Origin of the sequence: Actinospineispora acaciae DSM 45401, from assembly GCF_000620785.1 — a bacterium.
GTDB classification, from domain to species: Bacteria; Actinomycetota; Actinomycetes; order Mycobacteriales; family Pseudonocardiaceae; genus Pseudonocardia; species Pseudonocardia acaciae.
The window spans coordinates 126,363-147,328 of record NZ_JIAI01000011.1 but is presented as its reverse complement, the minus strand read 5'-3'; the positions used below and the strand labels follow the sequence as shown (position 1 = coordinate 147,328).

General features: G+C 72.4%; 22 protein-coding genes. 12 read left to right on the top strand and 10 right to left on the bottom strand.

All coding sequences use genetic code 11. From position 1 onward, the window contains the following. The first annotated feature begins 31 nt into the window (after positions 1-31). Complete coding sequence (locus N912_RS0135985) at positions 32-361, top strand: cupin domain-containing protein (protein WP_028926240.1); 330 nt, start codon at positions 32-34, stop codon at positions 359-361. Here N912_RS0135985 and N912_RS0135980 read toward each other — a convergent pair. After that, positions 358-1,209, bottom strand: coding sequence for a phosphotransferase (locus tag N912_RS0135980; RefSeq protein ID WP_028926239.1), 852 nt, complete (start codon positions 1,207-1,209; stop codon positions 358-360). The genes N912_RS0135985 and N912_RS0135980 overlap by 4 nt on opposite strands. Before the next feature lie 85 nt (positions 1,210-1,294). Between N912_RS0135980 and N912_RS56775 the strand changes: the two genes are divergently transcribed. From N912_RS56775 to N912_RS0135960, 4 genes are all read left to right on the top strand, one after another. Next, positions 1,295-2,095: a matrixin family metalloprotease gene (locus tag N912_RS56775; RefSeq protein ID WP_051581278.1), complete on the top strand. Its 801-nt coding sequence runs from the start codon at positions 1,295-1,297 to the stop codon at positions 2,093-2,095. Between the two features lie 100 nt (positions 2,096-2,195). Next, positions 2,196-3,209, top strand: a complete 1,014-nt coding sequence (locus tag N912_RS0135970; protein WP_028926238.1) for a DODA-type extradiol aromatic ring-opening family dioxygenase — start codon at positions 2,196-2,198, stop codon at positions 3,207-3,209. A gap of 206 nt (positions 3,210-3,415) precedes the next feature. Next, entirely contained in the window at positions 3,416-4,018 is a 603-nt protein-coding gene (locus tag N912_RS0135965; protein ID WP_028926237.1) for a maleylpyruvate isomerase family mycothiol-dependent enzyme, read from the top strand. Positions 4,019-4,056: 38 nt separating this feature from the next. Continuing rightward, the gene (locus N912_RS0135960; RefSeq protein ID WP_028926236.1) at positions 4,057-4,854 is read left to right on the top strand and encodes an SAM-dependent methyltransferase; all 798 of its coding nucleotides are present in this window, start codon (positions 4,057-4,059) and stop codon (positions 4,852-4,854) included. Here the strand turns inward: N912_RS0135960 and N912_RS0135955 are convergent, their stop codons facing one another. Together N912_RS0135955 and N912_RS0135950 are read right to left on the bottom strand one after the other, a co-directional pair. Next, entirely contained in the window at positions 4,855-5,793 is a 939-nt protein-coding gene (locus N912_RS0135955) for an acyl-CoA desaturase (protein ID WP_028926235.1), read from the bottom strand. It lies immediately after the preceding gene. A gap of 195 nt (positions 5,794-5,988) precedes the next feature. Further along, a complete protein-coding gene (locus N912_RS0135950; protein ID WP_156994251.1) occupies positions 5,989-6,393 on the bottom strand; it encodes a DUF5994 family protein in 405 nt (134 codons plus the stop codon). Between the two features lie 673 nt (positions 6,394-7,066). Between N912_RS0135950 and N912_RS0135945 the strand changes: the two genes are divergently transcribed. The 3 genes from N912_RS0135945 to N912_RS64020 all read left to right on the top strand — a co-directional run bounded on the left by N912_RS0135945 (position 7,067) and on the right by N912_RS64020 (position 8,842). After that, complete coding sequence (locus N912_RS0135945) at positions 7,067-7,324, top strand: hypothetical protein (protein ID WP_028926233.1); 258 nt, start codon at positions 7,067-7,069, stop codon at positions 7,322-7,324. Positions 7,325-7,454: 130 nt separating this feature from the next. Beyond that, entirely contained in the window at positions 7,455-8,456 is a 1,002-nt protein-coding gene (locus N912_RS56770) for a TerC/Alx family metal homeostasis membrane protein (RefSeq protein ID WP_051581277.1), read from the top strand. Between the two features lie 50 nt (positions 8,457-8,506). Beyond that, positions 8,507-8,842, top strand: coding sequence for an RGCVC family protein (locus N912_RS64020; RefSeq protein WP_037068371.1), 336 nt, complete (start codon positions 8,507-8,509; stop codon positions 8,840-8,842). 60 nt (positions 8,843-8,902) lie between these two features. Here N912_RS64020 and N912_RS0135930 read toward each other — a convergent pair whose 3' ends face one another. The 6 genes from N912_RS0135930 to N912_RS0135905 all read right to left on the bottom strand — a co-directional run bounded on the left by N912_RS0135930 (position 8,903) and on the right by N912_RS0135905 (position 15,431). Beyond that, positions 8,903-9,106, bottom strand: coding sequence for a cold-shock protein (locus tag N912_RS0135930; protein WP_028926232.1), 204 nt, complete (start codon positions 9,104-9,106; stop codon positions 8,903-8,905). A 214-nt stretch (positions 9,107-9,320) separates the two neighbouring features. After that, on the bottom strand, positions 9,321-10,709 hold the full coding sequence (locus N912_RS0135925) for a DEAD/DEAH box helicase (protein WP_028926231.1): 1,389 nt from the start codon (positions 10,707-10,709) through the stop codon (positions 9,321-9,323). Between the two features lie 118 nt (positions 10,710-10,827). Further along, positions 10,828-12,465, bottom strand: a complete 1,638-nt coding sequence (locus N912_RS56760; RefSeq protein WP_037068368.1) for a thiamine pyrophosphate-dependent enzyme — start codon at positions 12,463-12,465, stop codon at positions 10,828-10,830. Further along, the gene (locus N912_RS0135915) at positions 12,465-13,607 is read right to left on the bottom strand and encodes an alpha/beta hydrolase (RefSeq protein WP_028926230.1); all 1,143 of its coding nucleotides are present in this window, start codon (positions 13,605-13,607) and stop codon (positions 12,465-12,467) included. Before N912_RS0135915 ends, N912_RS56760 begins: the two co-directional genes overlap by 1 nt. Then, the gene (locus N912_RS0135910) at positions 13,600-14,253 is read right to left on the bottom strand and encodes a peroxiredoxin-like family protein (RefSeq protein ID WP_037068365.1); all 654 of its coding nucleotides are present in this window, start codon (positions 14,251-14,253) and stop codon (positions 13,600-13,602) included. Before N912_RS0135910 ends, N912_RS0135915 begins: the two co-directional genes overlap by 8 nt. Further along, the gene (locus N912_RS0135905) at positions 14,253-15,431 is read right to left on the bottom strand and encodes a homogentisate 1,2-dioxygenase (protein WP_028926228.1); all 1,179 of its coding nucleotides are present in this window, start codon (positions 15,429-15,431) and stop codon (positions 14,253-14,255) included. Before N912_RS0135905 ends, N912_RS0135910 begins: the two co-directional genes overlap by 1 nt. Before the next feature lie 271 nt (positions 15,432-15,702). Here N912_RS0135905 and N912_RS56755 point away from each other — a divergent pair, with 271 nt between their 5' ends. From N912_RS56755 to N912_RS0135890, 3 genes are read left to right on the top strand one after another with little or no spacing between them, the layout of a single operon-like run. Beyond that, a complete protein-coding gene (locus N912_RS56755; protein WP_037068363.1) occupies positions 15,703-17,325 on the top strand; it encodes an FAD-dependent monooxygenase in 1,623 nt (540 codons plus the stop codon). 9 nt (positions 17,326-17,334) lie between these two features. Next, positions 17,335-18,414, top strand: coding sequence for a mandelate racemase/muconate lactonizing enzyme family protein (locus N912_RS0135895; protein WP_051581276.1), 1,080 nt, complete (start codon positions 17,335-17,337; stop codon positions 18,412-18,414). 23 nt (positions 18,415-18,437) lie between these two features. Next, positions 18,438-19,391 carry an MBL fold metallo-hydrolase gene (locus N912_RS0135890; RefSeq protein WP_028926226.1) on the top strand — a complete coding sequence of 318 codons (954 nt, stop codon included), beginning with the start codon at positions 18,438-18,440 and terminating at the stop codon, positions 19,389-19,391. Here N912_RS0135890 and N912_RS61025 read toward each other — a convergent pair. Continuing rightward, positions 19,388-20,422 (bottom strand): helix-turn-helix transcriptional regulator, encoded by a 1,035-nt coding sequence (locus tag N912_RS61025; protein ID WP_051581275.1) that lies wholly within the window; start codon positions 20,420-20,422, stop codon positions 19,388-19,390. The two genes, N912_RS0135890 and N912_RS61025, sit on opposite strands and share 4 nt — an antisense overlap. A 184-nt stretch (positions 20,423-20,606) precedes the next feature. On the opposite strand from N912_RS61025, the gene N912_RS0135880 reads away from it, so the two are divergent. Beyond that, positions 20,607-20,966 carry a hypothetical protein gene (locus tag N912_RS0135880; RefSeq protein ID WP_156994249.1) on the top strand — a complete coding sequence of 120 codons (360 nt, stop codon included), beginning with the start codon at positions 20,607-20,609 and terminating at the stop codon, positions 20,964-20,966.

The following is a 20,966-nucleotide window of genomic DNA, read 5'->3' as shown; positions in this document are numbered from 1 at the left end:
GTCGGACGGCAGGGTGGACCGCATGACAGACATGGACGGCCCGAACAGCGAGGGCTACGCCTGGGCGCTGGTGGACGAGGCGCCCAGCAGGGACGTGTTCCCCGGGATCAGACTGCGTCCACTATGGACGGGAGCGAACGGCGCGAAGGCGTACGTACTGGAGATGGACCCCGACACCGGCTGGCCCAAGAAGGACGTGCACGAGCCCGGCCCTGAGGAGGTGTTCGTGCTCTCCGGCGTGTTCAACGACGGCGCCCGCGACTACCCGGCGGGTTCGTTCATCCACGCGCCGGCCGGCTCCTGGCACGTGCCCCAGACCACGACCGGCTGCACCCTGTTCCTGTTCTACCCCGAGGGTTAGGGACGCAGCGCGCGGAAGGCCGCGAGCTGACGATCCTGGTAGTCGTCATCGTCGTCGAGGGTGGCGCGGTCGTAGGCCACCTCGGCGCGGATCCTGGCCCTGATCAGCTGGCGCAGCGCGGTGTCGTCGATGCCGGTGGCGGTGCCGCCCCCGGCGAGGTACCGCTCGACGAAGCGGCCGGCCTCGGTGAGGTCCAGGGTGTCCAGCCCGGCGCCCCACTCCCAGGCGGCGCCGGCCAGCTCCCACTCGGGGGCGTCGACGCGGGCCTCGTCCCAGTCGAGCAGCGCGGCGATGCGACCGTCCCGGACCAGGACGTTGGCGGCGTAGAAGTCGCCGTGCACGAGCTGGCGCGGGCGGGAGAACGATGCGAGCCACGCGTCGAGCTCGTCGTCGGCGAGGTCGGGGACGGGGGCGGCGGGCACGGTGCGCGCCGGGGTCGGGCCCAGGTCGGCGGTGGCCAGCGCGCGGTGCAGCCTGGCCAGCAACCCGGCGGCCTGCTCCCGTTGCCGGGGGTCGGCGTCATCGCCCCGGTTGCCGGGCACGAACGGCCACAGCGTGACCGGCCGCCCGTCGACGCGGATCACGAAGCGGGCGTCGACGGTCGGGACCGGGGCCACGGCCTCGGGGACCTCGCGCGCCGCGGCGGCCGCGACCGAGCCGGACCAGCCCAGGTCGGCGTCGGTGCGCCAGCGCGGGCCGACCCGCACGACGTGGTCGCCGAGCCGGTAGGCCAGCGACTCCTGACCGCCGTACAGCCGCCGGGCGCCGGCCAGGTCGACCGGGATGCGCCACGCGGCGGCCACCGCGCTCGCGGTCCGCTCGGTGAGCCAGGTACCCAAATGATCCATTTGCTCGAGGGTAGCCGCGGCCGGACGATGCATCGGGGGGACGGTTCGGGCCCCTTCCCCGGGCCGGTGGGGTTGAGTGGTTGTCGTGGACGTCGATCATCCCGAGGCGGCGGACCAGGGCGGGCGCGGTCGGCGGCGCCTGTTCGGCGGGCTCGATCCGATACCTGTCGTCTCGGCGGCCGTCACGGTGGCCCTGTTCGTCGGGCTGCGGTTGTTCGCTCCCGGCCTGGTCGGCGGCCCCGAGGGCGAGGGCCGGCTGCGCGAGCCCAGCGAGGCGACGAACGGGCCGCACGCGTTCCTGGCCGTCACGCCCCAGGGGCGCCCGGTCGGCTACGACCCGTGCCGGCCGATCCACTTCGTGGTCAACCGGGCCGGGGAGCCTCCGGACGGCATGGCGGTGATCCACGACGCGGTCCGGGAGGTGGAGGCGGCGTCCGGGTTCCGGTTCGTCGACGACGGCTTCACGCAGGAGAAGCCGAACACCCGGCGGCCGCCCATGCAGCCGGGCCGGTACCACCAGCGGTGGGCGCCGGTGTTGATCGCGTGGGCCAACCATGCCGAGTACCCGGACGTCGGCGGGGACATCCAGGGCACCGGCGGCAGCACCTCGATCCGGACGAAGGGGCCGGAGTCGGCCCGCTACGTCACCGGCCAGATCGTGCTGAACCGGGAGGGCTTCGCCCAGACCCTCGGCGGCGGCGAGGACGGTCGCCTGGTGGCGCGGGCGATCGCGATGCACGAGCTGGGCCACGTGGTGGGTCTCGACCACGTGAACGACCCCGGCGAGCTGATGGCCCCGGAGTTCACCGGGCTGGTCGGGTTCGGTCCTGGCGACCGGGAGGGGATGGCCCGGCTGCGCGCGGGCCCCTGCTGGCCGGACGACTGAACCCGACGGTTCGTCCGAAGCCGCCGGCCGGGATTGCGACAGCGTGACCGAGGATCCGCGCGGCTCGCGCAGCTAGTGTCCGGGCGGAGGAGGCGACGCGGTGGCTGAGTTCGTGATCGGCATCGGCACCTCGCACGGGCCGCAGCTGAAGGTCACGCCGGACCGGTGGGACCAGCGCGGGCGGTTCGACAGGGCGTCCCGGACGCTGGTGTACCGGGGCGCGGAGTACGACTTCGACGCACTCGCCAGGGTCCGGCCGAGCTTCGCCGGCCAGAACGGCGCGCGGGCCCGCGACACGGCGTACCGGGCGTGCCAGCGCGCGCTGGACCGGCTCGGCGAGCTGGTCGCGGCGGCCAGCCCGGACGTGCTGTTGATCGTCAGCAGCGACCACAAGGAGGTCTACGGCGACGAGCTGCTGGCGCCGTTCGCCGTCTACTGGGGCGAGAGCGTCGAGCACCTGCCGTTCACCGAGGCTGACCTGGCCGCGATGGCGCCGGGGCTGGCCGAGTCGGCGGTCCACGACGTGCCGGCCGAGCCGATCACCAGGCCGTGCCACCCCGAGCTGGCGCTGCACCTGATCGAGTCGCTGGCCGGCGAGGGGTTCGACGTGGCGGCCGCCCGGCACCTGCCGCCGGGGCGTTACCGCAACCACGGCATCCCGCACGGCTGGGGCTACATCTACCAGCGGATACTCGGCGAACGGGACGCCACGCCGTTCGTGCCGATCTTCGTCAACACGTTCTTCGAGCCGAACCCGCCGAGCGCGCGCCGCTGCCACGACCTGGGCCGGGCGCTCGGGCGGGCGGTCCAGGGCGCGGCCGGCGGGCTGCGGGTGGGCATCGTGGCCTCCGGCGGGCTGTCGCACTTCGTCATCGAGGAGGACCTGGACCGGCGGTTCCTGCACGCGCTCGCCGACCAGGACGCGGACTACCTGCGTTCGATGGACGCCGCCCGGCTGCGGTCGGGCACCTCCGAGCTGCGCAGCTGGATCACGGTGAGCGGGGCGCTGGAGGGGCGCGGGCTGCGGCCGGAGCTGGTCGGCTATCAGCCCTGCTACCGCACCGAGGCGGGCACCGGCAACGCCATGGGGTTCTTCGCCTGGACGTCTTCGTAACCGCTCGTTGTGGTGGTAATCACAGGCTAGCGTCGTGTAAACGAGGTTCCTTGCCCGGATTCGGTGATCCAGGTGGATGCACCGCAAGGCGGAGGAGAGGGCCGATACCGGGGTTGTATCGGCCCCGACGACAACGCGGCGGGGCGCCGCCTGGGCGCCGAAGACGGGTGAGACGACCTCGTTTACGCGGCGCTAGGGTCACCGCCATGGCGGTTCGGCGACTGGTGGCTGACGAGCGGACCGACCTCGTCGCCTTCCTGCGCACGCTGTCCGACGACGACTGGGAGGCGCCGTCGCTGTGCGCCGGCTGGCGGGTGCGGGACGTGGTCGCCCACCTGCTCTACGACGCCGTGCCGGTGTCGTCGTACCTGCTGGTCGCGGCCCGTTGCCGCGCGGCGGACCGGATCAACGAGCACTGGGTGGACCGGGCCAGGTCGCTGCCGCCGTCGACGCTCGTGGACCGGCTCGAGTCGTCGGTGGGCAAAGGGCTGTTCGCCGCGGTGGCGCCCTCGATCGCGCTGGCCGACGCGCTCGTGCACCACCAGGACATCCGCCGCCCCCTCGGCCGCGAACGGACGATCCCGCCGGAGCGGATGCTCGCCGTGCTGGACCGCCCCGACCCGTTCGCGCGACCCGGCCCCCGGGCGCGCGGCCTGCGGTTCGTCGCCACCGACGTGCCGTGGACCAGGGGCGACGGGCCGGAGGTGCGCGGCACCGGGGAGGCGATAGCGCTCGCCGTCGCCGGCCGGGAGGCGGTGCTGGACGAGCTGGCGGGCGACGGAGTCGCGGTGCTGCGCGGGCGCCGTTAGGGTCGCGGGCGAACACCAGTCGTCAACGAGAGGCCCGCGTGGTCGACCAACCGTCCCGGATCAGGTTCGACGTACCGCAGCCCGCGCGGGTGTGGAACTACTGGATGGGTGGCAGCGACAACTACCCGATCGACCGCGAGGTCGGTGACGCCACCGCCGCGCTCTGCCCGGACTTCATCACGATCGCCAAGCAGTCGCGCCAGTTCCTCATCCGCACCGTGCGCCACCTCGCCGCCGAGGCCGGCATCCGCCAGTTCCTCGACATCGGCACCGGGCTGCCCACCATGCAGAACACCCACGAGGTGGCGCAGTCCGTGGCGCCGGAGTCGCGCGTCGTCTACGTGGACAACGACCCGATGGTCCTGGCACACGCCCGCGCGCTGCTGACCAACACCACCCCCGAGGGCGTCACCACCTACGTCGAGGCCGACTACCGCGACGCGGACGCGATCGTCGCCGACGCGCGCAACGTGCTCAACTTCACCAAGCCGATCGCGGTGATGTTCATGGGCGTGCTCGGCCACACCGAGAGCTTCGACGAGGTGCGCTCCATCGTCGCGCGGGTGGTGGGCGCCGTGCCGCCCGGCAGCTACCTGCTGCTCTGGGACGGCACCGACACCAGCGAGGCCGCCCGCCAGGCCGCCGCGAAACAGGCCGAGATGGGCTTCCCGTACTACCAGCGCAGCCCGGAGCGGCTGGCCCGGTTCTTCGAGGGGCTGGAGCTCGTCGACCCGGGCCTGGTGTCCATCACCCGGTGGCGTCCCGACCCCGTCGAGGTGGGCAACGTCGAGACGGTGGACGCGTACGGCGCTCTGGCGCGCGTGCCGGTGCGATAGTCACCGGCGGGACAGCTGGTCCAGCCGGCGCGGGGTGGGCCACCGAACGCGGCTCGCCCAGCCCAGCTTCTCGAAGATCCAGATCAGCCGGGCGGACATGTCGATCTGCCCGGGCAGCACACCGTGGCGGGCGCACGTCGGGTCGGCGTGGTGCAGGTTGTGCCATGACTCGCCCATCGACGCCACCGCCAGCGGCCAGAAGTTGGTCGAGCGGTCCCTGGCCGCGAACGGTCGCTCGCCGATCATGTGGCAGATCGAGTTGATCGACCACGTGACGTGGTGCAACAGGCCGATCCGCACGAACCCGGCCCAGAACAGCGCCGTCAGCGCGCCCCACCACGACCAGGTCACGAGCCCGCCGATCACCGCCGGGGCGAGCAGGCTGACCGTCGACCAGAGCATGAACAGCCGGTCGACGCGGCGCAGGTCGTCATCGGCGAGCAGGTCGGGCGCGAACCGGGCGGCGTTGGTCTGGTCGCGCTCGAACAGCCAGCCCACGTGCGCGTGCGCGAACCCCTTCGCCACCGCGGCCACCGACGTGCCGTACAACCACGGCGAGTGCGGGTCGCCCTCCTTGTCGGCATAGGCGTGGTGGCGCCGGTGGTCGGCCACCCAGGTGATCACCGGCCCCTGGAAGGACATGCTGCCGGCGATCGCCAGGCCCACCCGCAGGCCCCGGTTGGCGGTGAACGCGCGATGGGTGAAGTAGCGGTGGAACCCCACCGTGACGCCCAGCCCGGTGGCGTAGTAGAAGAACACCGTAAGCCCGACGTCGAGCCAGCCGAGCCCCCAGCCCCAGGCGAACGGCACCGCGACGACCAGGGCGAGCAGCGGGAGGACGACGAACAGCTTGACCAGAATGGACTCGCCGATCCCTCGGCGCCCGGCGAGCATCGGCGTGCGTTCGGCCGTCGTGGTCGTGGCGGAAACAGGGGGCATGAGGCTCCTCGGTCGGTAACGCCGGGTGGTGTACCGCCAAGGTCGAGGGCGGTGGCGCGACGGCTGACGAGCCGCTCGCCGAGGCCTCGTCCGATATGGCCCCTACGCCCGCGAGCGTACCGGCGGGGGTGTGCCCAGGGTGCGATCGTGATGAACATCCTGAAAAGTCCCGGCGGGAACCGGTGAACTCTTGGGTCAGCCGCGCTCGCGGACGCCCGATGCGATGAGCAACTCGGCCGGGCCGTCGGTGTTGTCCGGGTCCGCGGCCAGCGCCATCGCCCGCTGCCCGGCCACCTCGGTCGCCTCCGGCGGCACCACCAGCAGCGTGATCCGATGCGTGTGGCCGAGCACGTCCACGGTGTCGGCGTCCTGCAGTCGGTAACCGGCCAGCCGCACCGGAGCCCCGTCCACCCGGATCCGGCGGACCGTGTCCCCCCAGACGGCCAGGTTGTAGCTCACCCGTTCCACCCGCCCCAACCAGGCCGCCAACGCCTTCGCCAGCACCGGGATCTCGGCGGTCAGGTTCCGCGAACGTGGCCACCACGCACCGTCGACCTGGCCGGTCGACGCGACGGTCGGGCTGGTGTCCGGCTTGAGCATCAGCCGGAGCGGACGGGGCGGCCTGTCCGGCGCAAGAATCGTGACAACACGCGGTGCCGACATCATGGCCGGCGCTCCCGTCCTCGGTTGCAAGACAACCGCAGTGGGCGTAACCCCGAGACGGAGCCGGCTCGACCGCCGGCACGCGAGATGCCCCTGGTAGCGCCGACAGTACACCCGTTCCGCCCCGCTCCGACGGACATGACAAGGAAGCGGACGGCCCCCGCCGTTGTCGGTGGCCGTCCGCGAGTATGAGTGTCGGGTTACCAGGCGTGCGCCATGCACACCGTGCCAAATGACCTCAGCGTGAACACATCACGTGTGTCGACGCAGGCCCACGATGGGCGAACCTTCTCGCGGTTACGCGCGGGCGTGGGTACCCAGTGAACTCATGCTGGGAGCTTCAACAGGGAGGACGAGCCTTCTCCACCGAATCGGCCTTGGCCCATCGAGGTTCCGTACTCCCCTGTATACGCCGCATCCGTGGTCCCCACAAGGCCATGGCCTCGGCCTTTCCACGCCGCCGTCGGCCACCCGGCGGCGGCACCGGTACCCTGGAGGTTGCAGGGGTGGATCCACCCCCGTTCCTCGCCGCGCCTCGGACCATGCCTAGACGGCTTTCTCGTCCTCCCGGATGCCGGGCGCCGCGAAACCTACAGAGAGCACTTCGTCGATGTCCGACCATGCCATGACCCCGCACCAACTCCTCGATCTCATCGCCTACCAGCTCGCCGGGCTTCGGCGGGCCGCTCCGGAACATCTCGCGGCCGTCCGCGACGACCTCGCCGAGGCCGAAGCGCTGATCGGCCCGGCCGCCGAACACGTCGAGCGGGAAGCCGAACGCCGTCAGGAAGCCCAGCGGCGACGGCGGGAGGAGACCGCCGAGCAGAACCGGCCCAGGTTCCTGCCCGGCGTCCACGACGCGGCGTGACCACCGGCCTCGACGACCGCGGCGTACGGTCGGGGGCGTCTGGAGCTCCCGCACCGGGCATTCACGTCCGCGTCGTTCCCGGCGAGTACACGATCGGGACGGCGGGGCTGTCCGAGGACGGGGGGCCGACGTGACATCGGCCTGGCTGTGGCTGGCCACGATCGCGGCGTTGGGCGCGGTGATCGTGGTCGACCTGTTCGTGGTGGATCACAAACCGCACGCGGTGACCCTCGGTCAGGCGACCCGGTGGGTGCTGTTCTACCTGGGGCTGGCGATCGCGTTCGGCGTCGGCGTCTGGGTGTTCGCCGGCGGTGGACCGGCGGGCGAGTTCTTCGCCGGCTACCTCACCGAGTACTCCCTGTCGGTGGACAACCTGTTCATCTTCATGATCATTATGACCGCGTTCAGGGTGCCCGCCGAGCACCAGCATCGGGTGCTACTGGTCGGCATCGTGATAGCGCTGTTCATGCGGGGTGCGTTCATCGCCGTCGGCGCGGCCGCGATCGCGCACTTCAGCTGGGTGTTCTACCTGTTCGCCGCCGTGCTGCTGGTGACGGCGTACCGGCTGCTGCGCAACGACGACGACCCCGATCAGGAGTACCGCGAGAACGCGGCGCTGCGGCTGCTGCGCAAGCTGCTGCCGGTCACCGGCGAGTACCACGGCGCGCGCACCACCGTGAAGATCGACGGCAGGCGCTGGGTCACCCCGCTGCTGGTCGTGATGGCCGCCATCGGCACCACCGACCTGCTGTTCGCGCTGGACTCCATCCCCGCGATCTTCGGCTTGACCAAGGAGCCGTACCTGGTCTTCACCGCCAACGCGTTCGCCCTGATGGGCCTGCGCCAGCTGTACTTCCTGCTCGGCGGGCTGCTGCGCCGGCTGGTGTACCTGTCCTACGGGCTGGCCGTGATCCTCGCCTTCATCGGCGTCAAGCTGGTGCTGGACGCCCTGCACGAGAACGAGCTGCCGTTCCTGAACGGCGGCCGCCCGGTGCCGGTCCCCGAGGTCGGCACGGCCGTGTCCCTGGGGGTCATCGTCGGCGTGCTGGCGCTCACCACGCTGGCCAGCCTGCTCGCGGCGCGGCGCGTTCCCGCCCCGACGCCACCGCGTCCCGTTCCGGTCCGGCGCTGACGACCGGCGAACCCGCTGATCAACAAGGGCACGGATGACCGGGGGGGTCCATGTACGCTCGGGGCGTCCCGGTCGCGGGGCGTTTCGTCGAAATGCCGCGCCAGGAGCTCTACGTTCTCGCCGGCCACGCCCGGCGAAGTCAGGTCGGTGATATGACGACCACATCCCATGACGATCCGTCCGGGTCCGAGGGTGCCTGCGAGGCATGCGGACACGACGTGTCGTCACACGACGCGACGGCGCAGCGGTTCTGCCGGGTCAGCCACGAGCGTGGCCTGGACCGGGGGTGCATCTGCCGCGACGGCGCCAAGACCCCGGAAGCCTCCGCACCCGCCGAGCCCTCCGGAGCACCGATGTACGGCCGAGGCAGGTTCAGCGGCAGGTGACCCCCGGCGCACAAGAGCCCGCCGTCCCCGGAAGGAAGGCGGGCTCAGGCGCTCGGTGGATCAGATGGCGCGCACGCCGGTGGCCTGCGGGCCCTTGGCGCCCTGGCCGACGGTGAACTCCACGCGCTGCCCCTCGTCGAGGCTCTTGAAGCCGCTGCCGTCGATCTCGGAATAGTGCACGAAGACGTCGGCGCCGCCGCCGTCCTGGGAGATGAAGCCGAAGCCCTTCTCCCCGTTGAACCACTTCACGGTTCCCTGTGTCATGTGATCTGCTCCTCGCAGGTCGATGGGGCTCACGCCGTGTGAGGCCCCGGCCGAGCCTGGAGACACTGCCAGCGATCGCATGATGCCGCGCGAGACCCAGACTGTTCCCGCGCGCGTGCGGAGCACAAACACCGAAACCGAACGACCCGACGAGTACAACGTCCATGGCAACACACCGGTTCCCCCTGGGCGTCCACTGTGACCTGCGCCACGGTTACCGGCGGCCCCGGCGGGATCCGATCCGGGTGCGGGCGGACAGCTCGGCCGCGCTGGATCGCGGGCCGGAACGCGCCGAGGTGGGCGCCGGCTGCGATGCCGAACGGGCCTTCCCCGACCGCCGCCGACGACCGGCCCTCGGCGCGCCGGCCGGCGCGGCGGCGGGAGTGGCAGGGGCGGCCGGCGGGGCCACGAACGAGCGCTGGCCGGGCGCGAGCCGCGCGAGCAGGGCGTGTCCCGGCCCGACCTCGGTGGTCGTCGAGGCGACGCCCGCGCGGCGGATCAGCGCTCGCACGTCGCTCACCTGCTCGTCCGTCATCAAGGTGACCACCGTGCCCTCGGCCCCGGCCCGCGCGGTACGCCCCGAGCGGTGCACGTACGCCTTGTGCTCGACCGGCGGGTCGGCGTGGATGACCAGCGCGACATCGTCGACGTGGATGCCGCGCGCGGCGATGTCGGTGGCCACCAGCGTGGTCGCCGTGCCCTCGGAGAACGCGCGCAGGTTCCTGGTGCGGGCGTTCTGGGCCAGGTTGCCGTGCAGCTCCACCGCGGGCACGCCGGACGCGACGAGCTGGCGCGCCAGCCTGGTGGCGCCGCGCTTGGTGCGGGTGAAAACGAGGGTCCGCCCCGGCGCCGCCGCCAGGTCCGCGACGACCCCCAGCCGGTCACCGGAGCGGATGTGCAGCACATGGTGGGTCATCGCGGGCACCGGTGAGGCCGCCTCGTCGACGGCGTGGGTGACCGGATCGGTGAGGAACCGCCGCGCCAGCACGTCGACGCCGCCGTCGAGCGTCGCGGAGAACAACAGCCGCTGCCCGGCGCCAGGGGTCTTCGCCAGCAGCCGCCGCACCACCGGCAGGAAGCCGAGGTCGGCCATGTGGTCGGCCTCGTCGAGCACGGTGACCTCCACGGCGTCCAGGTGGACGTGTCCGCTGGTCAGGTGGTCGGACAGCCGGCCGGGGCAGGCCACCAGCAGGTCGACGCCCGCCGCCAGCGCGGACACCTGCGGGCCGGGGCGCACCCCGCCGAACACGGTGGTGGTCCGCAGCGACAGCGCGGCGGCCAGTGGCGCGGCGGCCGCATGGATCTGGGTGGCCAGCTCCCGGGTGGGGGCCAGGATCAGCGCCCGGGGGCGGCCCGGCCGGCGCGACCGGCGGCTGGCGGCGAGGCGGGCCAGCACCGGCAGGACGAACGCGTAGGTCTTGCCCGACCCGGTGCGGCCCCGGCCGAGGACGTCGCGCCCGGCGAGCGAGTGCGGCAAGGTCGCGGCCTGGATGGGGAACGGCGTCGCAACACCGCGTGCGGCGAGCGCCTCGATGAGCGGGGCCGGCAGGCCGAGGTCGGCAAAGCTCTGGGTGGTTGCAAGTGGTCGGCGGCGGTCCGCCATCAATTCTCCGAACGTGGAAGGGTCGTCCTGCCCGGCGCGGACCGTGCGGCCGCGACACGTGGTGGTCGACTTCGAGACGCGGTCCGAGGCAGAACGGGGCGGACCGACACACCCCACCCTACCTGGCCGGTTGAACGGGCCACCACTCGTGGATCAGGTGCCACGGGCTGGGCATCGGGCCGATCGGGACGTGGATGAGCGCGGGCTCGCCGGCGGCCAGCGCGTCGGCGACCGCCGCGCGCAGCCCGTCGGGGGTGTCCGCGCGGCGGCCGGTGACGCCGAACGCCGCCGCCAGCGCCGGGAAGTCCGGGTTGGTCAGGTCCACGCCGACGTGCCGCCCGCCGTACTGCTCGGCCTGGATCAGCTTGACGTTGCCGAACCCGCCGTTGTCGAACACCACGGTGACCAGCCCGATGCCGTGCTGGCGGGCGGTGGCCAGCTCCTGCATCGTCCAGCCGAAGCCGCCGTCGCCGGTGATGGACACCACCGCCCGGTCGGGTCGCCCGACCTTGGCGCCGAGCGCGGTGGCGAAGCCGTAGCCGAGGGTGCCCTGGTAGCCGGGCGTGAGGTACGTCCTCGGCGCCAGCACCGGGTAGGCCAGCGCGGAGACGTAGCCCACCTGCGTCAGCTCGCTGACCAGCACGCCGTCCGGGGGGATCGCCTCGCGCAGCGCCGCCAGCCACTCCAGCTGCGGCGCGCACCAGGACAGCTCGTGTTCGTACCGGCGCCGCGCGGCCGCCAGCTCGTGCTCCGGCCAGCCCTCGGGCGCCGCGCCGGCGAGCTCGCGGGTCAGGGCGGCCAGGCCGAGGCGGGCGTCGGCGTGCACCGCCACCGAGGGCGTGCGCGGCGGACCGAGGTCGGCGGCGTCGGCGTTGAGCAAGATCAGCGGGATGTCCGCCTCGGGGCGGCCCCGGCCGTCGAGGAACCGGGAGCCGACGGCGAGCACGAGGTCGGCGTCGCGCAGGATCGTGCGGCCGGCGAGTTGCGCGAACGCGAGCGGATGGTCACCCGGGATGGCGCCGGGGCCGGTCAGGCTGGTCACGACCGGGGCGGTGAGCAACTCGGCGAGCGCGCGCAGCTCGGCGGTGGCGTCGGCGGCCTGCACGCCCCAGCCGGCGTAGACGGCCGGACGGCGGGCCGCGCGGAGCAGCTCGGCGGCGGCGCGCACGGTGTCCGGGTCCGGCGCGAGCGGGGCGTGATCGTCCGGCGGGCTCGACGGGCGCGGCGACATGTCGGCGGTGGCGGCCAGCACGTCCGGCGGCACCTGCAGCGCGACCGGCCGGGGGCGACCGGTGCGCAGCTCCCGAACCGCCTCCCGGACCAGGCCCGGGATCTGCTCCGGACTACGAGCCGTCAGCGTGCGCTTGGTCAGCGAGGCAAGCATGCCGGCCTGGTCCGGGATCTCGTGCAGCAGGCCCAGGTTGCGGCCCTGCGCGGGCGACGGGATCTGCCCGGCGATCAGCAGCACCGGCGACGAGCAGGCGTACGCGGTGGACAGCGCGGCCAGGGTGTTCAGCACCCCGGGGCCGGGGACCACCATGCACACCCCGATGCGCCCGGTGGCCCGCGCGTAGCCATCGGCCATGTACGCGGCGGCCTGCTCGTGCCGAGTGACGATGTAGCGCGGCTCGCCGCCCAGGCCCGCGATGCCGTCGATGGCCGCGTCCAGCTGCACGCCGGGCACCCCGAAGACGTCCGTGACACCCTCCGCGACGAGCTGGCGCGCCAGCGCCTCGCCGCCGGTCATGACCGTCATCACAGCACCTCGCGCACCCAGCCGACCAACGCGTCGGCCATCACCTCGGTCAGCTCGGGCTGGCCGTTCAGGTAGTGCTTCCCGCCTTCCACCGGGGTGAGGCGCTTGCGGTCGTGCGGCACGGCGTCGTGGAGCTGGCGCGCATGCGACGGGAAGCAGGCCTGGTCGGCGGTGCCGTAGATGACGTGCACCGGGACGTCGACGCCGCGCAACCGCGCGGGGCCGTCGCCGTGCGAGGTTCGGATCGACCACTGGGACAGCCAGGACCGCAGGCTGGTGAGGTGGCCGAGCGTGGTCGGCTGCAGGTTGGCCGCGTAGGGCTCGCCCCACAGCGTGCCGGCGGCGCGGTCGGAGGCGTCGATCGAGAGGTCCAGCGCGCGCGGGTCGGCGCAGGTTGCGTGGACGAGCAGCGGCAGGTCGTTAGACCGACCGTCGGTCTGTTTCTCCAGATCGGCCAGCCGGGCGATCACGGCGTCGGTGATCCGCTCGTTGCGGTCACGCTGCGCGGACCGGTACCTCCGCAGCCACTCGGCGTCGTACGGAGGGCCGTTCTCCGGCGCGAACATGTCCAGCTCGGGGTCGCGGTCGAACGGGTCGTGCTCGTCGCGCACCGCCGGGTCGAGCCATTCGACCAGCAGGTTCGCCCGGCCGGGGTGCGCCATCAGCATGACCAGCGCGTCCACCGGCGGCAGCTCAGCCGCGGTCAGGTCCGGCCCGCCGCCGCCGGGAGCGCCGGTGATGGTCGGCGTCCGCGCCTGCTCCTGGTAGAGCGCGACCAGCCCGCCGCCCCCGGAGTTCCCGACCAGCACCACGCGCTCGTAACCGGCCGCGCGCAGGTGACCGACCACGAACCCGATGTCCAGCACGCAGTTCTCCAGCAGCAACACCGAGTCGCTGCCGATGTAGCGGGTGGTCATGCCGATCGCGTCCACGCCGCGCGCGGCCCAGGCGTGCAGCGCGTAGTGCCCGAGGAAGTTCGACGACGGGTGGACCACGACCACCGCCGTGTCGGCCAGCCGGTCGCCGTGAGCCCGCACCCGGGTGCACCACAGCACGCCGGCCATCCGCGCCACCCCGGAGTACACCTCGGTGGCCGCCGCGCCCGACCGCATCGGGACGGCCAGCAGCTCGCGCTCAGCCATTGACGATCTCCTCGACGGCACGCAGCGCGTCCGCCGGCTCCATCCTGGTGCGGTAGTTCATCGACACGTGCCGCGCGCGGACCACGCCGTCGGTGTCGAGCACGAACGTGGCCGGCACCGGCAGGCTCCAACGGCCGTCGGGCTGCTGCTTGGCCAGCGCCGCGACGGTGGCGTCGAGCAGGTGCGGCCTGGCCGCGTCCGGCATCTCGAACCGGATCTTGTACGCGGCGATCACCCGTTGCGACAGGTCGCTGAGCACGTCGTACTCCAGCTCGTATTTTTGTATGACGGTCAGAGCGTCATCCGGGGCCTGCGGGCTGATCGCGATCAACCGCGCGCCCAGCCGGCGCAGCTCCGGCAGCGCCCGCTGGTACGCGCGCAGCTCCAGGTTGCAGTACGGGCACCAGGAGCCCCGGTAGAAGCTGAGCACCACCGGGCCGTCGGCCAGCCGCGCGGCCAGCTCCACCTCGCGCCCGGCCGCATCCGGCAGCGTGAACCCGGGCGCGATGTCGCCGACCTGGAGGCCAGGCACCGCGCCGGAGTCCGCGATCTCGGCGAACGCGTTGTTGATGCCCTCCACCGCCTCGCGCGGCCGGCGCACGCTGCGCGCCTTCTCCGCCAGCTCGTCCCCGAGCGACCCGGGCATCAGCCCGCACCCCGTTCCGCCCGCGCCCAGCTCCAGGCGTAGTCCGGGTCCTCGGCGTCCGCGACGGCCTCACCCAACCGCAGCGGCTGGAACGTATCGATCATGACCGCGTACTCCTCGGTCCTGCGCGCGCCGATCGCCTTCTCCGCGCTGCCCGGCTGCGGCCCGTGGATGAACCCGGCCGGGTGCAGCGAGATCGACCCCATGCCGATCCCGGTGCCGGCGCGGCTCATGAAGTCGCCGCCGCAGTAGAACAGCACCTCGTCGGAGTCGACGTTCGAGTGGTTGTACGGCACCGGCACCGCGTCCGGGTGGTAGTCGAACAGCCTCGGGACGAACGAGCACACCACGAACCCCGGCCCCTCGAACGTGATGTACGTCGGCGGCGGCAGGTGCAGGCTGCCGGTGGACGGCTGGTAGTCGCGGATGGACAGCGCGTACGGATAGTTGTAGCCGTCCCACCCCACCACGTCGAACGGATGGTGCGCGTAGACGTACCGCACCAGGCCGCCCCGGTGCCGGACCAGCACCTCCGTCTCCCGGTCCTCGACGGCCAGCAACCGCTCCGGCCCGCGAATATCGCGCTCGTTGTACGGCGAGCCATCCAGGAACTGCCCCAACGGCGACAGGAACCGCCCCGGCGGCCGCACATGTCCCGCGCCCTCCGCGACCACCACCAGCACCCGCAGCTCCGGCCCCCGCAGCGCCCACCGGTGCGTGGTCGCCGCCGGCACCACCACGTAGTCGCCCTCGCCCACCGCCAGTGCGCCGTGCACGGACTCCAGCACCGCCTCGCCCGCCTCGACGTAGTACAGCTCGTCGCCCACGCCGTTGCGGTAGATCGGGCTGTCCGCGTCCGCCGCCACATAGGAGATCGACACGTCCGCGTTGCCCAACAGCAGCTTCCGCCCGGTCACCACGTCCCCGCCCAGCTTCAGCTCGTGCGTACGCAGATGCCGAGGCAGCAACGGATCGTTCCCCCGCAGCTCGCCGCCGCCGTCAGGCACCGTCTCCGCCGCCGTGATCATGGTCGGCGGATGCCGGTGGTAGAGGAACGACTGGTTCCAGCTGAACCCCTCCTCCCCCTGCATCTCCTCGTGATAAAGCCGGCCATCCGCGTCCCGGAACTGTGTATGCCGCTTCCCCGGAACCTCACCAACCCGCCGATAAAAAACCATGACCACCCACCGATAATCGGTCACCAAACCCGTATACCGGTATCGTCCGCCCACAGGCCCGGAGTGTCAACGCCCGCACCCCAACCCGCCCCAAGCCCGCCCGCGAGTCGGGCCTCCCAGCACACCGAGTCGCGCGTTTCAGCACACCGCCACACCCCCGACCGACCCCACAAGGGGTTGACATCCGCCGCGAGCGCGGCACGATGTGACCAATAAAAGAACTTCGTCACCGATATTCGGACAATGATGAGTCCGTGAGACGGAGGCACACATGTCGGGTTCCGGAGGCGGCACCGAGGTCCCGGTGCTCATCGCCGGCGGCGGGCCGGTCGGGCTGACCACCGCGCTGCTGCTCGCCCATCACGGGGTCCGCTCCCGAATACTGGAGCGCCGGACCACCCCGAGCTGCGGACAGTCCCGGGCGATCACCGTGCAACGCCACAACCTGGCGCTGTTCGACAGGTTGGGCATCGTCGAGGAGATGCTGCGCGACGGCGCGAGCTGGTCGCTGGGGCGCACGTACCACGGCGACCGGGAGATCCTTCGGCTCCGGTGGCCGGTCCGGGGCGAGGAGCTCTACCCGGCGTTCGTGAACTTCCCGCAGTTCCGCACCGAGGAGCTGCTCCACGCGGCCGCCGAGGCCACCGGGATGGTCGAGTTCCGGCACGGGCGGACGGTGCTCGGAGTGCGCCAGGACGCCACCTCGGTGAGCGTGAGCACGGACGGCGAGGCGCACACGGCCGACTACCTGGTCGGCGCGGACGGCATCGGCAGCACCGTGCGGACCGAGCTGGGCATTCCGTACGAGGGCTGGCAGACCGAGGGCCGGTTCCTGGTCGCGGACTTCGAGGTGGACCTGCCGTTCGCGGTGGAGCGCCGGCTGTGGTTCCGCCCGCCGTTCTACCCCAGCGGCATCGTGCTGCTGCACTGCATGGGCGCCGGCAAGTGGCGCATCGACTGGCAGGTCGACCCGGGCGAGATCGTCGACCTGGACCCGGACCGGATGGCGGAGCGGGTGCGCGCGGTGATCGGTGACCGGCCGTTCACCGTGCTGCGGGCGAACACGTACACGTTCCAGCAGCGGCGCGCGGGACGGTTCCGGGACGGGCGGGTGCTGCTGGCCGGCGACGCCGCGCACGTGGTCTCGCCGTTCGGCGCGCGCGGGATGAACAGCGGACTGGAGGACGCGGAGAACCTCGCCTGGAAGCTCGCGTTCGTACTCACCGGCCGCGCCGGCCCCGCGCTGCTGGACAGCTACGCCGCCGAGCGCGAACCCGCCGCCGACCACCACCTGGAGGTCACCGGCAACACCATGCGGTTCATGACCCCGGCCACCGAGGAGGGCATCGCCCACCGCGACGCCGTGCTGCGCGCCGTCTCCTCCGACGACGACCCGGCCGCCGCGTCGGCCATCGACAGCGGAAAGCTGTACGAGCCCTACCCGTACACCGCCTCGCCGCTCACCTGCGTTTTCGACGATGAGCCCGACGATCTCGGCAGGCCGGCCCCGGACGGGCGGTGTCTACTGCCCGGCGAGACGGTGCCGACCACGCTGCGCAAGGCCGTCGGCGGACGGCTCGGGCTGCTCGCGGTCCCGGCGCGCGGCGCTGACGGCCACGCGCTCGCCCGCCGGCTGGCCGCGACGCCGGCCCCCGTCCACCGCTACCTCTTGGCCGGCCCCGAGTTCGGCGACGACATCCCCGGCGTGACAGTCCTCCGGGACACCGGGACGACGCTCGCCGACGCCTACGCCGGCGACACCGACCGCCTGTTCGTGCTCCGCCCGGACTGCTACCTCGCGGCGCGCGCCCCCGTACCCGACCAGCCCGCCCTGGACGCCGCCGTGTCGCGCGCGCTCGCCCCCCTGCTCACCCAGCTCACCACCCCCGCCTGAAAGAAGGACATGACGAAGATCTCCCAACTCGACACGCTCTGGGCGCGCATCCCGCTGGGCGCCGGCCGGGGCGGCTCCGGCGCCACCGAGGTCGACCTGGTCCGGGTCACGGTGACCACCGACGACGGCGCGACCGGCACCGGCTTCACCTACGCCCTGACCGGCGGCGCCGAGGCCCTGCACGCGCTCTGCGACGGCCTGGTCCGCGACCTGGTCACCGGCTCCGAGCTCGACGAATGGCCGCGCACCTTCACCACCGTCTGGCAGCGCACCCACCGCCTGGGCCGAGGCGTCGCGGTGCCGGTGCTGTCCGCCGTGGACATCGCCGTGCACGACCTGCGAGCCCGCCGCGCCAACCAACCCCTGTACCGCCATCTAGGTGCGCACCGCGACCGCGTCCCGGTCTACGGCAGCGGCCGCTCCACGCACCAGATGAGCACCGACGAGCTGGTCGCCGGCCAGCTCGACTACCTGGCCGAGGGCTACCGCGCGGTGAAGCTCCGAGTCGGGGCGCGCCCGCCGGAGGAGGACGTCGAGCGGGTCACCGAAGTCCGCCGCGCGGTCGGCGACGGCGTACGGATCATGGTCGACTGCAACGAGCGGCTCGACCTCCCCACCGCGCTGTGGCTCGGACCGCGGCTGGCCGACCTGGGCGTGTACTGGATGGAGGAGCCGCTGGTCTCCGACGACGTGGACGGCCACCGCCAGCTCGCCGAGCGCGCCGGCGTCCCGATCGCGGTGGGCGAGCACCTGCACGGGCGGTTCGAGTTCGCCGCCTACCTGCGCGCCGGCGCCGCGTCGGTGCTCCAGCCCGACGTCCCGTTGTGCGGCGGGGTCACCGAATGGACCCGGATCAGCGCGGCGGCCGAGGTCTTCGGCGCCGTGCTCGCCCCGCACTTCCTGCCCGAGCTGCACGTCCACCTCGCCGCCTCGGTCCCCAACTGCCCGTACATCGAGCACTTCCCGCTGATCGACGACGTGCTCGCCGAGACGTTGACGATCACCGACGGCACCGCCGCCCCGCCGGACCGCCCCGGCCACGGCATCCGCTGGGACGACGCCGCGCTCGACCGCCTCCGCATCCGCTGACCCTCGACGAGGAGAACTTCGCAATGACCAAACCGTTCGCGTCCAGCGCCGACACCGAGGAGAAGCCGGAGGACCTGGAGGTCCTCGCCGACGGGGTGTACGCCCTGGTCACCGGCGGCGACCCGAACGTGGGCGCCATCGAGGCCGAGGACTTCCTGATCTGCTTCGAGGCGCGCGCCACGCCGGTGATGGCCCGCCGCTGGCTGGACCGGCTGCGCGAGCACACCGACAAGCCGGTGCGCTACCTGGTGCTCTCGCACTACCACGCCGTGCGGGTGCTCGGCGCCAGCGCGTTCGGCGCCGAGGCGATCATCACCCACGCCGAGACCAAGCGCCTGATCGCCGAGCGCGGCCAGCAGGACTGGGACTCCGAGTTCGGCCGGATGCCCCGCCTGTTCACCGGCCACGACACCGTGCCCGGCCTGACCTGGCCGACGATCACCTTCGCCGACAGCATGAGCATCGAGCTCGGCGGCGACCGGGGCACGCTCGAACTGGCCTGGGCCGGGCGCGGCCACACCTCCGGCGACATCTACGCCTGGCTGCCCCGCCCCCGGATCCTGTTCGCCGGCGACCTGGTGGAGAACGGCTCCGCCGTCTACACCGGCGACGCCTACCACCAGGACTGGCGCACCACCACCCTGGACAACATCAAGTCCCTGAACGCCGAGATCCTGGTCGGCGGCCGGGGCGAGATCGCCCGCACCGCACCGGACAGCGCCCGCGCCGTCGAGCTGACCAGGGAGTTCCTGGACCTGCTCGTTACGTCCGTGGACAAGGTCCGGCGCGCCGGCGGCACCGTCCGCGAGGCCTACCGGGCGGCCCGCGAGGCGCTGCTGCCCGGCTACGGCGGCATGCCCGTGTTCGAGCACGCGGTGGTGTTCGACACCCAGCGCGTCTGGGAAGAACTGGCCGGCGAACCCCCGGCCATCTGGACCGCCGAACGCGACCGCGAGATCTGGAACCAGCTCACCTAGTTCGCCACGTGTGCCGTCTCGTCGCGCTGGCGGACGTACCAGGAGATCCACTCCGACGCCCTGGTTCGCCGGTCAAGCCCGTTGAGGCCGGCGTTGAGGGTCTCGACCGCCTTCCGCCGATAGCCTGGGACGCCGTTCTCCGCAAGATACTTGTAGGCCAGCCCGCGCTGCAGCACGAGCAGGTCCGTGCTGTGGAAGTACAGCCACGGCGGCAACAGGTCTGGCCGCTGAGCGGCGGCGACCGCCAGGTCGTCGGCCCGGTCGAGCAGCCGCTCGGCGGCGTCCGCCTGGCCGAGCAGGCTGTGCCCTCGGGCCTGCTGTTGCGCCGCGGTCGCGAGGATCGCGGGGGACGCTCGTCGATCGCGGCGCGCTGCCTCGGAGAGGCCGACCATCGGCCCGTAGGCGCCGAGCGTCCACGCATGGTGGCCCTTGGTGCTGAGCGCGGAGGCCACCAGGTCGGGGCTGCCCAGCTCCATCGCCCATTCGAGCATCCGGTCCTGGACGGCGCGGGCCTTGTCGTGCCGTTTCGTGGTGGTACTCAGCCAACCCGCGAACTGGAGCCACTGCGCCCCGACATCGAGCACCGCCGGCCGAATCCCGCCGCGCGCGTCACGCACTATGTGCTCCACCAGCGCCAAAGTGGTCATGACGGACGGCAGGACGGCTTCCGCGCCAAGGCTGTCGTCGAGGCGCCGCCAGTGCGCGAGCGTCCCGGCGAGCGTGTCGAGACAGGTGCGGTCGACAGCACCAGGTCGCGACGCGACATAGCCGAGCCGCCCACCGTCAGGACCCTCCGGCAGGCGCACCCTCGGTGTGGCGTCGAAGGCCGCCAACAGGTGCCCGTCGGCCCCCAACAGCTCATCGAGCCCTGCCGCCACCGATCGGGCCGGTATTTGCTTCCCGTTCTCGTAACGGCTCAGGCTGGCCTGCGAGATCGGCACCTTCTCGGCGAGTCGCGGCTGAGACAGCTCGGCTTCTTCCCGCAGGCGGCGCAGCGTCTCGCCGAACGACTCCGGAGCACCGTCGGACACGTCAACTCCAACCGCTCGGCCATGCCCCGATCGCGCCAACGGCGCCCGAGGCACTCCCACCTCAGCCTACGTGACCTCCGTCTCACCGCCTGGGTTGATCTCCCGACCTATGCGCCGTTCCACGTCCATACGTATGCCCTGCAACCCCAACCCGCTCGGCGCCGAACAGGTCCACGCCCCACCCATGATCAAGTGCGTATCGATGCACGTCTACGCCGTGCACACCGTCCGCCCCCGCGAGATCCGCGCCACCGAGGTCATCTGGACAGCCGCCGGCGACGCCGAGTCGTACGCCCAGGCGTTGTCCACCGATCCCGGTGTCATCGCCGGCGCCGTGACCCGGTTCGTGCTGAACTCGCCAGGCGAACGCAAGCCCGTCGCCCTGTTCGTCCACGGCATGCGCCAGCAGGTTCCCCACCTGAGCGACGACCGGAGGATCGCGGCGAACGGCTGGACCACGCACACATCCCCGCGACCGCATGGTGGCGCGTCGCGCGCGATAATCGGTGACCGATCGGCAGGCGAGCGAAGGCGGCACAGGTGA